A 13,202-nucleotide genomic window follows, 5' to 3' on the forward strand; every position below is an offset into this window, starting at 1 on the left:
GATGCTGTCCGGGTGGAACCGCTCCCGCAGTTTGCGGGCCTTGCCATCAAACTGCGCCGGAGTGAGGCGTTTCGCGTGCGGCAGCAGCACCGCCTCCAGTTCGGCCCGGGCGGGCTGCGAGACGGAATCGAGCTGTTCGAGCAGCCGCTGGGTATGCCGCAAGGAGATCTCCCCGGTGCGGAGGGCGTCAAGGGTCTGCGGGCGGGATTCGACCAGCACCCGGCTCTCCCGCAACAGGCCAGAGGCGGTGCCGGCCGGGATGCGCAGCGCACAGGCCATTTCGGCGACCAGGCCCTGCTGAGCGGCGAAGGTCGCATCCCAGTCGTGCTCGTGTTGCGGACCGGCCTGGGGGCGACCGGTCTCGGCACTGTTGGTGGTGTAATCCCACGCCTCAGTCAGAACCTCGGCCTTACTCGCCTGCGCCCACGCGATCACCTTCTCAAGGAACACCACCCGGTCGACGAACTGCGCCTGGTGCCGCTGGAACGAACTCAGCACGTCCGCGGGACCACCAGGGGCCAGGCCGGGTTGGTCCGGGTCAGCGTCAGCCGGATCAGCCTCGGCACGGTCAGTGTGACGCTCGTCAGCGGTGCCTTCGTCCGCGGTGCATTCGTCCGGGATGAAATCGTCCGGGAGGAAATTGTCCGCGAGGTAGTTCGTATAAAGGAACGCTTCGCGGAGGTCCTCATCGAAGAGGTGCTCGGGCGGCACCGCAGCGAACACCTCAGACAGGTCGAGGTCAGCCGGAATGGGCGGGCCGTCAATCAGCTCCGGCCGGTCAGCCGCCGCGCTCACCGATTCCCAGTTGACCGGTTCCGCGCTCACCGATGCCGGGTTGACCAGTTCCAGTTCCAGGTCGAGGTCTTCATATGGGGCGAATTCTCCGAGCCCCTCGGCAATTTCAAAGCGCCAATCAGCCTGACACTGCGCCCAGAATACCTCGAACTCGGCACGCTCTTCGGGCGTGGAAGGCAAGTAGCCGTGAGCCGCGAAGAACGGATCGACACGGCCCGGCTGGGGAGTGTCGCCGCTCTGGCTCATAGAAGAAGTGTACCAAAACCCGAGGTCCAAGTCGAGAGATTCTCAGATATGTTTGGATTTATGTGCGAATATGCATTCGGGCAGACCCCGGGTTCTCCAGACCGCTCAGGTCAGTCCACGGCGGTCTCGGCAAGCTCAACCAACGGCAAATGGCCGGGTTCTCCAGACCGCTCCGGCCAGTCCACGGCGGTCTCGACGGGATCGACCAACGGAAGTCGCCGGGATTCGCAGGTTGCCATCGTTGATCCCTGGGGATCTCGGTAGGCTCGACCAACGGGGATGGCCGGGTTTCGCAGGCCACCCGCGTTGGTCAAAGGCGGTTTCGACGCGTCTGACCGGCAGCCGGTCACCTGCTTCGCGCAGCAGGTGACCGGCGCCTCCGACTGATACGTCGGCGGCGGCCGAGGCGGCGGCATCCGTTCGTGCAGCAGTCGCCGCGATCGTCAGGTCCTTAATCTGAAACAGGTACCCGAATCCGTGAAACGACAGGCTTTCGCCGCAGGACGCTAGTAGAGCAGGGCGGTCAGCCGAGAGCGAGTCGGCGGGACCCGGGGGTCGTCCTGGCCGATGACCTCGAACAGTTCGAGGATGCGCTCGCGAATAGCGTTGCGGCCGGGGGCTGGCTGGGCCGGAAACAGGCTCAGCAGTCGGTCGAAGGCGTCCTCGATGTGCCCACCGGACAGGTCGAGGTCGGCGACCAGCAACTGCGCGTCGAGATCGTCGGGAGAAGACGCGGCACCGTTCCGAATCTGGTCGATCGTTTTGCCCTGCAGGCGGGCCAGCAAGCTGACCTGGGCAAGGCCGGCGACGGCCATGGTGTCATTCGGGTTCTGGGCGATCGCCGTGCGGTATTCGCTCTGCGCGGTGGCATAATCGCCGGCCTCGATCGCGGCGTAGGCCTCGAGGTGGTGCGGCGGCAGGGGCTCTTCGATGACCTCGGCCGGTTCTCCGTCTGCGGCGGCGGCCGGCGCCTCGGCCGTGCCGGTCACGCCCTGCTGGGCAGCGAGTTCGAGCACGCGGCCGAGCACGTCGCTGATCTGCTCCTCGGCCAGCGGGCCGTTGAACAGCTGTACCGGCTGGCCGGTGATGACGGCGGCGACCGTGGGCACCGACTGGGCCTGGAACGCCTGGGCGAGTTGGGGGTTGGCGTCGATGTCGACGCGGGCCAGTACGAACCGGCCGGCCAGATCGATGATCAGCTTCTCCAGCACGGTCATCAGTGCCGTGGAGGGTTCGCTCCGCGAGGCCCAAAGACCGACGATAACCGGAACGCGCGAGGACAGCTCGAGCAGCTCACCGAAGTTCGTGTCGGTGCCGTCGAGCACGAGGCTCGGCACCGGCACAACGCCGGCGGGCGCGCCAGCAGCCGCTGGTGCCGCTGCGGCACCGGGTGTCTCGGGCGCTGCCGCCTGGCCACGGTTGACGAGCGAGGAAAGGTCAACCGCTCCGCGCAGGTTGGATCCGGACGGGGGCAGGTTGGTCATGGAAGCTCCGCAGATTGGGTGAGGCCCTGGGCAAAGCCCAGGAGGATGATTTTGTCGCTCGATCCGGCCGTCGGCACGTAGAACAACAGCTGGTCGCTGTAGGTGTTGAGAATGCCCTTGGACGACGACGAGATTCCCGACAGTGCCTTGCTGGCGGCCCCGCTCGGGCTGACCGTGGCACCGTCGTTGATCGGTTTGACGATCTCGGTCTCGTTGACGCTGACCGCCACGATGCTGCCCGAGTCGTTGGTGGCCAGGGCGACAGTGCTGCCGTCCCCCGCCGCCGTGCCGAATTCGATCGATGCGGTGGTGGGCAGGGTCGCCTGCCGGTCGGCGCGACTGGCGTCGAACTGGGCGCGGAAGGCATCCACTTCGTCTTCGAACAGGTCGACGGACGGGCTCGCAGCGCCCTGCAGGAGCACATCGGCGTAGGCCGCTGCCAATTCGTTCGGCGGCAAGAGCAGGAGTTTGTTGTCGGGGGCGATCGCCGGCGCCCCGATCAGGGCCGGAGCAACTTCGGGCACCCGCGCAGCCGGCTCAAGCTGAAAGGCGTACTCAATGAGGTAATTCGCCCGCGGTGATTCCTGCTGCAGAATAATTGCGGTCGGTGGAATCTCGGCATCCGTTTCGTTCTGAATCACCGTCATCACCACTCGCGGCCAGGAATTCGTCTGCTGCGGCAGCGTGAAGCTGAGTGGGGCTCCCGGCAAGGCCAGCAGTGGCGGCACTGTCGCGTCGACCGCCCGAATCGCGTAGTTGGCCAGGCGCTGTTCCAGCGCGGGTCCGGTGAACCGGGTCGCGAGAGTGTCCGCGTTGAGGGTCGCATCGGCATCCGCTGTCAGGAGCGAAATCTCGCCCATGATGATTTCAAGCTGCGGGACTGTGACGGCCGGCGGTGCCAGCTCAGCGGCCGCTTCGACCGAGTCGGTAGACACCGGAGTCGGGGTCGGAGTCGCCGTTTCCGTCGTCGTTGCGCTGAAATCCGGCCAGAGATCGGCCGAGCATCCGCTCAGAGCGAGACCGGACACCAAAATCATCGGCAGGATCGCGGTGCGACGGGCAATACCGCGGCGCGACGAGGTGATCTGACTGGCCTTGATGGCCTTCGGCCGGGGTGCGCGCGGCAGCCGCGGCAGGCGCGGTCCGCGCGGAACGTTGCGGCGCGGTCGCCGGGACCGGCGCAGGTGCAACAGGGCCAGCAGGTACAACACGAGTCCGAACAGCAGCAACAGGGCGCCGCCGGCGAGCAGCGGGCCGGCCCACGGGGTGGAATTATCCGATGCCCACGACAAACGGATGTTCGCGGGCGCCGGTTCGACCCCGTCCGAAGCAACGAGCACCGAGATGCCCTCCGGGAGGGTCTGCGTGGTCGTCAACGAATCCGTGTCGCTGATCTCCTCGAGCCACAGGTCGGAACCGGCCGGATTGACGATCAGGGGCTCGGCAGCATCGGCGGCAACCGGCGCATCCGAGCTGTCGTCGTCCGTGTCGGGTTCGACGGCAGCCGTGACAGTGGAGGTCAGTTCGCCCGTTTTTTCGCTCAGCGCCACGGTGGCATAGGCGTCATCACCGATCCAGGCGGCCACGTCTTCGGAGCGCCCGTAGGCCAAAAAGATGGGTCCCTCGCCGCGTACGTTGATCGTCTGGCTACCCGGGGAGGCCGCGAGGGCGCTCGGGTCGATCACGGTGTACAAAGTCTCGCCGGTGGCGGTCGAGGTTAGTGAGCTGAAGGCCGGTTCGAGCAGGATAGTTCGCTGCGCGATGCCGAGCACGATCATCACGGCGGCGAGCACGAATGCCACGATGGCTAGAACAAAACGCACGTATCACCCTTCAGCAATTGAGCTGGTTGGTACCGTTCAGTCACTTTGGCTGAACCACGTGACTGAAAGTCCTCAGACACGATTTTCAACGTTACTCCGTTCGCCTGAAAGGAGCCTAATAGCCGTCCAGCCTCCATTTGGCAGCTGGCGCGTACCGTACGGGGCACCAACACACTAAAATTGACCGGGTGACCCGTAATGCACGATCCATTGATGGGCCCGGCCCCGCGTGTAAGGAGTACAAGTGTCTGACGACGACGCCGATTTCACCCAGGTATTTCGTGGCTATGACAAGGATGAGGTCGCCAAGGCTGTTCAATCCCTGCGCCGACAACTCATCCAGGCCAATACCCAAAATGCTGAGGCCGGCCGCGAGGTCAAACGATTGGCCGCCCGCATCGATGACCTCACCGCCGAGATCGAAGAGGTCGGCAGTCCCACGTTCTCCGGTCTGGGCACGAAGCTGGAAAACACCCTTCGCGTCGCCGAGGAACAGTCCACCCGCGTCATCGCCCAGGCCGATATCGACGCGGAGAAACTGCGCGCCACGACCAGCGACGAGATCGAGCAGCTGCGACGGAATTCCACTGAGCAGGCCGAGCGCACCCTTTCCGACGCCGCCGTCAAAGCTCGCCGACTGCTCGACGATGCTCGCATTGAAACGGATGATTTGCGCGCACGTACCCAGGACGAGCAGGCGAGGGTCATGCAGGACGCTGCCCGGGACGCCTCGCTGATTCGCGGCTCTGTCGCCACCGAGGCGGCCGAGGCCCGAGCCACGGTGAAACGTGAGGTGTCAGCCATCCGCTCTGAAGCGGATCGCGAAGCCGCCGAGGTGCGCGTCGTCGCACAGCGTGAGGCCACCGAGGCTCGCGAAGAAGCGGCCGGCCTGACGCGCGAAACAGAACTTATTCGCGCCGAAGTAGCGCTGGAACTCGACCAGCAGCGCGCGACCTTCAAACAGGAAACCGACCAGGCCCGCGTAACGCTGGCTGCCGAAACCGACCAGGCTCGTGTGGATCGCGCGCGCGACACCGAAGAAGCCCGCCTGAGCCGCGCTCACGAAGCCGAGCAGGCCCGCACCCTGCTCGCCGCCGAGGTGGAACAGGGCCGCATCGACGTGGCCCGCGAGATCGAGCAGGCCCGCGCAGTCGCCGAGGTCGAAAGCGCGCAGGCCCAGACTGACCTCGCCCGCGACCTCGACCGCAAGCGCGTCACGGCCGATCGCGAGATCGAGCAGGCACGTGCAACCCTGGCCGCCGACGTGGAACAAGCCGGCGCCGACCTGACCAGGGACAACCAGCAAGCCCGCCTCGAGGCCGAGGCCGAGGCCGAGCAGGCCCGCATCGACGTACAAACCGAGCTCGCCGCGACCCGGAAGACCGGCCAGCACGAGGCCGCCCAGCTGGCCAGAGAAATCGACCAGGCCCGAGCCGACTTCGATGTCGAGCTGAAAGCCCGCCGCGACGAAGCAGAGCAGGAACACCTCACCCGGCACCAGGAGGCGGTGGCACTGGCGCAGAAATTCCAGACGGATGCCGCCGGGCAGCTCGCCGAGACCACTGAGCGTACGCTCGAACTACGTGCGCTCAACGAGCAGCTGGACACGGGAGCCCGGGCGGAGGCCAAGGCCAACAAGGACCTCGCCGACGAGACTGCCGCGCGCATTCTGCACGACGCCCAGACCAGCGCTTCGGCCCTCGTCGAGGACGCGACGACACGGTCGCGTGCCCTGGTCGCTGACGCCGAAGATCGCATGGCGCAGATTAGAATTGAGCGCGATGCCGTAGCGGGGTACTTTGAAAGCCTGCGCAGCGTTTTGACCCAGGCCGAACGGGTCGCAGCCGAGTAATTCCCTACTCCTGGAGACGACCCGTGAAAATTCAGAATGCGTTTCGGTTCGGACTCGTCGGGACTCTGGGCGTAGGCCTCGGCCTTTTGATCATCACCTCGGTGATCACCCTGCAGACGATCATCATCTACGTCGGCGCCGCGCTGTTCATTGCGCTCGGTCTCGATCCGGCCGTCTCCTGGCTGGAGAAGAAGCGATTTCCCCGCTGGGCCGCGATTCTCACCGTGGTCGCCGCCGTGCTCGGTGTGCTCACCGGCGTCGTTTTCGCAATCGCTCCGATCATCGTCGACCAGGTCTCCAAGCTGGCCCAGCTCATTCCGGATTTGGTCAAGGCGGTGAACAGTTCTACGTTTCTGAGTGATCTCCAGGAGCAGTTTCCCGGCCTCGACATCACGGGGATCACCAAGACCGTCACCGACTCTGTGGGCGGCAACCTCACCAACATCACCACCACCATCGTTCAGTCTGGGCTCGCGTTTGTCGGTGGCCTGTTCGGTGCCCTCATCATTCTCATTCTCACGCTGTACTTCACCGCCTCCCTCAACAGCATGAAGCGCGCCACCTACCAACTGGTTCCCGCATCGAAACGTGAGCGGTTCACCGATATCAGCGAGCAGATCACCACGGCCGTCGGCCGCTACATCGTGGGACAGGCCGCGCTCGCCTCGGTGAACGGCGTGCTGAGCTTCATCTTTCTCTCGATCATCGGCGCACCGTTCCCGGCGCTGCTCGCCTTCATCGCTTTTCTACTCTCGCTCGTTCCGCTCGTCGGTACCATCTCCGGTTCGGTCATCATCGTGCTGACCTGTTTGATTCCCGAGATCGGCAGCTCACCCCAGACCGCGCTGGCCGCCGCCATCTACTACCTCATCTATATGCAGGTGGAAGCATACGTTCTCAGCCCAAACATCATGAGCCGCGCCGTGTCGGTTCCGGGCGCTGTCGTGGTGATTGCGGCCCTGGCCGGCGGCAGCCTGCTCGGCATTCTCGGCGCGCTGATCGCCATCCCGGTCGCCGCGTCGGTCATCATGATCGTCAAGCAGGTCGTCATCCCCCGCCAGAACGAGCTCTAGCTGCTACAACCGGCTCAGGACGGGTCGCGCAAGCCGTCCGTCCATTCGATGGGTAGTGGCACCGCGGCGGGGTTAACGGTGGCGACGATCTCGGTGAGAACCCGCCGGGTCAGGTTTTCGCCGACCCAGAGGTGTTTGCCGCCCTCGACGGCGACGAACCGAAGGCTGGGCACACTCGCGAACCGCAAGCGAGCGGCATCCGGTCGCAGGTAATCGTCGAATTCGGGAATGACCGCGACCAGCTGCCGCTCATTCCCAGCCCACGCGGCCAGTTCGGCCTTCGTCGTGCGGTGCAGCGGCGGTGACAGCAGAATGGCGCCGCGGATCGGGTGCTCCAGCCCGTACTTGAGGGCGAGCTCAGTGCCGAAGGACCAGCCGACCAGCCACGGATTGGGCAGATGGCGTTCGGCGACGAAGGCCATCGCCGCGGCCACGTCGGCGCGTTCGGTGACGCCCTCCCCGAAGTCACCGCCACTGGTGCCGCGCGGCGACGAGGTCCCGCGGGTGTTGAAGCGCAGTACGGCCAGATCGGCCATCGCCGGCAGGCGGTTGGCCGCCTTGCGCAGAATGTGCGAGTCCATGAATCCACCGGCCGTGGGCAGCGGATGCAGCGTCACGAGCGTCGCCACCGGCGTACGCCCGATCGGGGTCGCCAACTCCCCCACCAGGGTGAGGCCATCGCTGGTTTTGAGTTCGATGTGCTCGATGCTGGCGGGCAGTTCGATGCCGCCACGAATGTCGACCGGCAGGGTCACGGACGTCTCCTCGGTCATTTGATTCTCCAACAGTGAGTGTGCCAGTGCCGCCGGTTGGCTAGGTCGGCCGCATCGCCAAGCACTCCATCGCCGCGCCAGGCGACCATGTGCGCCGTGCCGGGCACGATGTCGAGGGTGCAGCCAGGACACAGATAGGTCTTCGCGGCCTGCTTGGCCGGCACCGGTTGAACGTGCCACAGTCCGTCGCGGCGCACCTCGCTGCGGCGCCAGCCCGCCAGCAGGTCGTTCAGGTCAGCGCCTGCGCCATCGTCTCGCGGAGCGCTCTTGCGGCTTCGGGGTCGATTGCTGCGCGCCATCACAACAGTCTAGGTTGCTGCCCGACGACACCGTAAATGAGAACGGTAAGCGCTAATACCAGCCGGAAGCCTGGGACTTGGCCCAGGCGCCGCACGGGGTGCCGTAGCGGCCGGTGATATAGCTGAGGCCCCATTCGATCTGGGTGCCGGCGTTGGTCGCCCAGTCGTCACCGGCCGTGGCCATTTTGGAGCCGGGAAGCGCCTGCGGGATGCCGTAGGCTCCGCTCGAACTGTTCTCGGCGTTCACTCGCCAGCCTGATTCTTTCTGCCACAGCGAGACCAGGCAGTTGTACTGGTCTTCGCCCCAGCCCCGACCCGCGACAGCGTCGTACGCGTAGGCCTGAGCGGAACCGGGATCCGGAACTGCGGCGGACGGGGCGGTGACGCTTCGCTTCTTTTCCACGGCGACGACCACCGGTACCGGTTTGGGCTTCTCGGTGACGGTGAAGCCGTCGCGAGTGATGGTATTGGTGTAGCTGCCGGCCACGAGCACGGCCTGGGCCGGCCCCTCGTCGGTGGTGCTGCCGGCGAGTTGAAAGTAGGGGGATGCAGTGGCACCCGAGTAGGGATCGACGACGGTCACGAGCACGAACGCGAAGGCGGCGGTGAATCCGAACAGAAAGTGAGTCGGCTTGGCCCGACGCCGAGTTCGACGAACCGACGGCCGCGCCTTGGCCGGGACGGATTCGATTAGTTGCAGATGCCTACCCATTACTAGATGACCCTAGCCCACATCTTTGGTAACGGCCAGATAACGGTCACCAAATCAACGTACCGCCAGCATCACGTCGACGACGCTGTCGAGCACCAGGTCGACCTGGCCTTCGCGGTATCCGCCCCGTTCAGGGCGAAAAACGGCGGTTCGTACTTCGTCGACGGTGAGCTCACGACCGTCCAGAAAATACTTCACCAGTTTGTTTGCGAACCGATCAACATCGACCCGTTTGTAGCCGACCGCGAGCACACTGGTACGGGTGAATCGGTGCCCGGGCGCACGGCTGAGGCGGGCAACAAGTACCGTGGCGGTCTTCTCGGCGTCGACCATCCAGGCCTGCTCTCCCCCGGTGCGCGTGGCGTCATCGCGTTCCCGGGCGGCAAAGGCGTCCTCGAGTCGCTCCAGTGCAGCGTCGACATGTTCCGGCGAATATCCGCCCTTGTGCATGGCGAAGGCGGTGTGTCGAATGGCTTCGGCCGTCAAGGTCGCGCCAGTGCGGTCGGCTTCCGCGGCGGCCTTGACGCCGACGATGGCGTGGATGGCCTCCGTCCCGTCCGGCACAGTTCCCGATACTGGGCTCCCGTGGCGGTCAGCACTACTGCGGGCGGTGATCTCGTTCACGGATTCGACGACGCGGGTGTCGGCATCCGTTTCATCGTCGGTCAGGTCGTGCCGATCGTAGGCGCGTCGGGCCGCGGCCAGAAAGGCATCGACCTGGCTCACGTTGTAGCCGAGAGTCTTCTTGCCCACTCGGGGAAATATGGTGCTCATAGCCTCATTGTCTCGGTTGTGCTGACGGGGGGCGAATCGGTTCGGCTCACGCAAAGACCAGGTAGAGGGCGTAGGCCGCGGCGGCCGACGGGAGGATCGAGTCCAGCCGGTCCAGAAAACCGCCGTGCCCGGGCAGCCAGGAGCTCATGTCCTTGATACCGAGGTCGCGTTTGATCAGCGATTCGGCCAGATCGCCGAACGTCGCCGTGAGCAGAATCACGACGCCGAAGACCAGCCCGAACCACCACTCCTGATCCAGCATGAAGATGGACAGCAGAACGCCGGCGATCATGCAAATCAGGCCGGCACCAATAAAGCCTTCCCAGGTTTTCTTGGGGCTGATCGAGGGTGCCATCGGATGCTTGCCAAAATTGAGCCCGCTGACGTAGGCCCCGGTATCGGCGGAAATAACCAGGATCAGGAAGGCAAGCGCCCACCACTGCCCCTCGGGCTGGGCGACGAGCAGCACGGCGAAGCTCGCCAGGAACACGACATAGACCTGAATCAGGATGCCGCCGCCCACGTCGCCGACAATGGACCGGGCCGGGGCGCGATGGGACGGAATCACCAGAAGCGCCAGCCGCCACAGGGCGATCAGCACGATCCCGCCGAGCATCACGAGCCACTGGCCGGTCGCCTCTTCGTAGAACGCGGCCGGGACGATCGCGACGGCAGAGATGACGACCGGGATGCGCGGAACATTACGTCCGGCGTGCCGCAGCGCCTGGGCCAGCTCGAAGGCACAGAAGGCGACGATCACGACCGCGAAGATCATGAACAGTTGCTTGACGATGATGAGGCTGACCAGCATCGAACCGCCGAGCACGAGCCCGATCAGTATTGCGAGAATGAGGTTGCGCCCGGTACGGGCTTCGATGCGCTCGTTGGTGGCATCAAGCTGGGCACGCGTCGCCTGCACCTGCCGCTCGAAATCAGCCTTGGTAGTTTGCACCTGACGTTCAAAATCGGCCCGCGTCGTCTTCACTTGCGCCCGAAACTCGGCACGACTGACACCGTGACCGCGCTTGTGCGGCTGGTCGTTCCCGGGTTTCTCGGTCATCTGAAGGCTTCCTAGATCTCGAGGAGTTCGGCTTCCTTGCGCTTGAACGCGTCATCAATGCCGTCCACATGGCTCTTGGTGATCAGCTCCAGCTCTTTCTCGGCCCGACCGACCTCGTCGTCGCCGACCTCGCTCTTGAGCGCGTCGAGCTCATCCTTGGCCTTGCGACGGATGTTTCGCACCGAGATGCGGGCATCCTCTGCCTTGGCCTTGACGATTTTCACGAATTCCTTGCGGCGTTCCGTGGTGAGCTCTGGGAGGGTCGCGCGAATGGTAGTGCCGTCGTTGCCGACGTTGGCGCCCAGGTTCGGAGTGTCGCGAATGGCGATCTCGATGTCGCGCAGGGCCGCCTTGTCGTACGGGCCGATCAGCATGGTGCGCGCTTCCTGATTCTGCAGGGAAGCGAGCTGCTCCAGCGGGGTCAAGGTGCCGTAGTAACTCACCAGGATTTTCGCGAACATCTGCGGGTTGGCGCGCCCAGTGCGCACGGTTCCAAAATCATCTTTGGCGGCCTCGAGGGCCCGGTTCATGCGCGCAGTGGCGTCGGAAAGAACATCCGCGATCACGGTGACTCCTTTATTGGTGGTGGAATAATTCTAGTTGGAGACGCGCGTGCCCAGATCGGTGCCCAGAATGGCGGCGGTGACGTTGCCTTCCGGGGCCATGCCGAAGACCTGCATCGGCATGTGGTTGTCCATACACAGGCTGAAAGCGGTGGAGTCGACCACCTTGAGGCCGCGCTGCAGCGCCTCGAGGTAGGTGATGTGGTGGATCTTCTGCGCATCGGGGTTGGTGCGCGGGTCGTCGGAATACACGCCGTCGACACCGTTTTTTGCCACGAGCACGACGTCAGCGTCGATTTCGAGGGCGCGCTGGGCAGCGACGGTGTCGGTGGAAAAGTAGGGCAGGCCAGCGCCGGCACCGAAGATGACGACGCGGCCCTTCTCGAGGTGACGCTCGGCGCGGCGCGGAATGTACTGCTCAGCGACCTGGGTCATCGAGATGGCGGACTGCACCCGGGTTTCAGCTCCGGCCTGCTCCAGGAAGTCCTGCAGGGCCAGAGCGTTCATGACGGTGCCGAGCATGCCCATATAGTCGGCGCGGCCACGGTCCATGCCGCGCTGGGAGAGCTCTGCGCCGCGGAAGAAGTTGCCACCGCCGACGACGATGGCGACCTCGACCTGCTTGGCGCCCTCGGCGATTTCACGGGCCAGCGAGCTGACAACATCCGGGTTGACTCCGACGGCTCCGCCGCCAAAAGCCTCACCCGACAATTTCAGAAGCACTCGTCGTTTCTTGACGATAGCGGTGAGGTTCACTGGGCTGTTATGGGTGGGGTTGCTGGCCGTGTCAGTCATGTCGTGCGGGGCCTTCCGAAGTGGGGGTGTTACCAAACTACCAAGAGCGCGCGCGTACCCCAGGGGCACACACAAAAACGGAGGCCGGATCGCTTTCGCAATCCGACCTCCGTCGTTTTTTGTTAGGCGCCGACCTTGAACCGGGCAAAACCCGACACGGTCAGTTTTGCATCGTCGAGGACCTTCGCAACGGACACCTTGTTGTCTTTGGCGTAGTCCTGTTCGAGCAGGGCGACCTGCTTGAGGTACGCCTTGACGCGTCCCTCAACGATCTTGGGCAGTGCCGCTTCCGGCTTGCCCTCGTTCTTTGAGATCTCGGTGACGATCTTGCGCTCGGTCTCCACCAGGTCAGCAGGAACATCGCTGGCCGCGAGGTACTCGGGGTTGGCGAACGAGATGTGCTGGGCGACGCTGCGAGCGGTCTCGACGTCGGCTCCAGAGAAGCCGAGAACAACGCCGACCTGCGGGGGCAGGTCCTTGCTGGTCTTGTGCAGGTAAATCGAGAACGATTCGCCGGTGACGGCGGCAACACGGCGAAGTTCGAACTTCTCGCCGATGATGGCCGCTTCGCCGTCGATGAGCTCGGCAACGGTCTGGGTGCCGGCCGTCGCGGCCAGTCCAGCCTCAACCGTGGTCGCGCCAGCGGTGGCGATCGCGTCGAGCACCTTGTCGGCCAGAACGACGAACTTGTCACCCTTGGCGACGAAGTCGGTCTCGCAGGCGAGTTCGATCATGTACGCGGTCGTGCCGATTTCCTTGGCAGCGACGAGTCCCTCAGAGGTGGAACGGTCAGCGCGCTTGGCGTTGCCCTTTGCACCCTTGAGACGCAGGATCTCGATGGCCTTGTCCATGTCGCCGTCGGCTTCAACGAGGGCGTTCTTGGTGTCGACCATTCCGGTGCCGAGGTTTTCGCGGAGAGCCTTGACGTTTTCGAGTGTGAAGTTTGCCATACC

General features: G+C 64.7%; 13 protein-coding genes. 2 read left to right on the forward strand and 11 right to left on the reverse strand.

Features of this window, described 5'->3' with window-relative positions:
- From E3T31_RS15960 to E3T31_RS15970, 3 genes are all read right to left on the reverse strand, one after another.
- Positions 1 to 1,041 (reverse strand): DUF222 domain-containing protein (locus E3T31_RS15960; protein WP_134470188.1); only part of this gene is annotated, 1,041 nt, incomplete at its 3' end.
- A 506-nt stretch (positions 1,042 to 1,547) separates the two neighbouring features.
- Entirely contained in the window at positions 1,548 to 2,525 is a 978-nt protein-coding gene (locus E3T31_RS15965; protein WP_134470190.1) for a tetratricopeptide repeat protein, read from the reverse strand.
- Positions 2,522 to 4,348, reverse strand: a complete 1,827-nt coding sequence (locus tag E3T31_RS15970) for a hypothetical protein (RefSeq protein WP_134470191.1) — start codon at positions 4,346 to 4,348, stop codon at positions 2,522 to 2,524. Before E3T31_RS15970 ends, E3T31_RS15965 begins: the two co-directional genes overlap by 4 nt.
- A 244-nt stretch (positions 4,349 to 4,592) precedes the next feature.
- Here E3T31_RS15970 and E3T31_RS15975 point away from each other — a divergent pair, with 244 nt between their 5' ends.
- Positions 4,593 to 6,200, forward strand: a complete 1,608-nt coding sequence (locus E3T31_RS15975) for a hypothetical protein (RefSeq protein WP_134470193.1) — start codon at positions 4,593 to 4,595, stop codon at positions 6,198 to 6,200.
- 23 nt (positions 6,201 to 6,223) lie between these two features.
- Positions 6,224 to 7,273, forward strand: coding sequence for an AI-2E family transporter (locus tag E3T31_RS15980; protein ID WP_134470195.1), 1,050 nt, complete (start codon positions 6,224 to 6,226; stop codon positions 7,271 to 7,273).
- Between the two features lie 14 nt (positions 7,274 to 7,287).
- On the opposite strand, the gene E3T31_RS15985 is transcribed toward E3T31_RS15980, so the two are convergent.
- The 8 genes from E3T31_RS15985 to tsf all read right to left on the reverse strand — a co-directional run bounded on the left by E3T31_RS15985 (position 7,288) and on the right by tsf (position 13,199).
- Positions 7,288 to 8,046, reverse strand: coding sequence for an alpha/beta hydrolase (locus E3T31_RS15985; RefSeq protein ID WP_134470197.1), 759 nt, complete (start codon positions 8,044 to 8,046; stop codon positions 7,288 to 7,290).
- The gene (locus tag E3T31_RS15990; RefSeq protein ID WP_166788535.1) at positions 8,043 to 8,345 is read right to left on the reverse strand and encodes a hypothetical protein; all 303 of its coding nucleotides are present in this window, start codon (positions 8,343 to 8,345) and stop codon (positions 8,043 to 8,045) included. Before E3T31_RS15990 ends, E3T31_RS15985 begins: the two co-directional genes overlap by 4 nt.
- A gap of 52 nt (positions 8,346 to 8,397) precedes the next feature.
- Positions 8,398 to 9,057, reverse strand: a complete 660-nt coding sequence (locus tag E3T31_RS15995) for a lytic transglycosylase domain-containing protein (protein ID WP_134470199.1) — start codon at positions 9,055 to 9,057, stop codon at positions 8,398 to 8,400.
- Between the two features lie 54 nt (positions 9,058 to 9,111).
- Positions 9,112 to 9,831: a DivIVA domain-containing protein gene (locus tag E3T31_RS16000; RefSeq protein WP_134470201.1), complete on the reverse strand. Its 720-nt coding sequence runs from the start codon at positions 9,829 to 9,831 to the stop codon at positions 9,112 to 9,114.
- Positions 9,832 to 9,877: 46 nt separating this feature from the next.
- Positions 9,878 to 10,891: a phosphatidate cytidylyltransferase gene (locus E3T31_RS16005; protein ID WP_134470203.1), complete on the reverse strand. Its 1,014-nt coding sequence runs from the start codon at positions 10,889 to 10,891 to the stop codon at positions 9,878 to 9,880.
- 11 nt (positions 10,892 to 10,902) lie between these two features.
- Complete coding sequence (gene frr, locus E3T31_RS16010) at positions 10,903 to 11,457, reverse strand: ribosome recycling factor (RefSeq protein WP_092108831.1); 555 nt, start codon at positions 11,455 to 11,457, stop codon at positions 10,903 to 10,905.
- A 30-nt stretch (positions 11,458 to 11,487) separates the two neighbouring features.
- A complete protein-coding gene (gene pyrH / locus E3T31_RS16015; RefSeq protein ID WP_134470205.1) occupies positions 11,488 to 12,249 on the reverse strand; it encodes a UMP kinase in 762 nt (253 codons plus the stop codon).
- 122 nt (positions 12,250 to 12,371) lie between these two features.
- Complete coding sequence (gene tsf, locus E3T31_RS16020) at positions 12,372 to 13,199, reverse strand: translation elongation factor Ts (protein ID WP_134470207.1); 828 nt, start codon at positions 13,197 to 13,199, stop codon at positions 12,372 to 12,374.
- Between the last annotated feature and the right edge of the window lie 3 nt (positions 13,200 to 13,202).

Origin of the sequence: Cryobacterium sp. TMS1-13-1, assembly GCF_004403125.1 — a bacterium.
GTDB lineage: Bacteria > Actinomycetota > Actinomycetes > Actinomycetales > Microbacteriaceae > Cryobacterium > Cryobacterium levicorallinum.

Bases quoted from the DNA above. Each gene is read 5' to 3' on its own strand.
- E3T31_RS15965 (WP_134470190.1), bottom strand. From the start codon at position 2,525: ATGACCAACCTGCCCCCGTCCGGATCCAACCTGCGCGGAGCGGTTGAC.
- E3T31_RS15985 (WP_134470197.1), bottom strand. From the start codon at position 8,046: ATGACCGAGGAGACGTCCGTGACCCTGCCGGTCGACATTCGTGGCGGC.
- E3T31_RS15990 (WP_166788535.1), bottom strand. From the start codon at position 8,345: ATGGCGCGCAGCAATCGACCCCGAAGCCGCAAGAGCGCTCCGCGAGAC.
- E3T31_RS15995 (WP_134470199.1), bottom strand. From the start codon at position 9,057: ATGGGTAGGCATCTGCAACTAATCGAATCCGTCCCGGCCAAGGCGCGG.
- E3T31_RS16000 (WP_134470201.1), bottom strand. From the start codon at position 9,831: ATGAGCACCATATTTCCCCGAGTGGGCAAGAAGACTCTCGGCTACAAC.
- E3T31_RS16005 (WP_134470203.1), bottom strand. From the start codon at position 10,891: ATGACCGAGAAACCCGGGAACGACCAGCCGCACAAGCGCGGTCACGGT.
- pyrH (WP_134470205.1), bottom strand. From the start codon at position 12,249: ATGACTGACACGGCCAGCAACCCCACCCATAACAGCCCAGTGAACCTC.
- tsf (WP_134470207.1), bottom strand. From the start codon at position 13,199: ATGGCAAACTTCACACTCGAAAACGTCAAGGCTCTCCGCGAAAACCTC.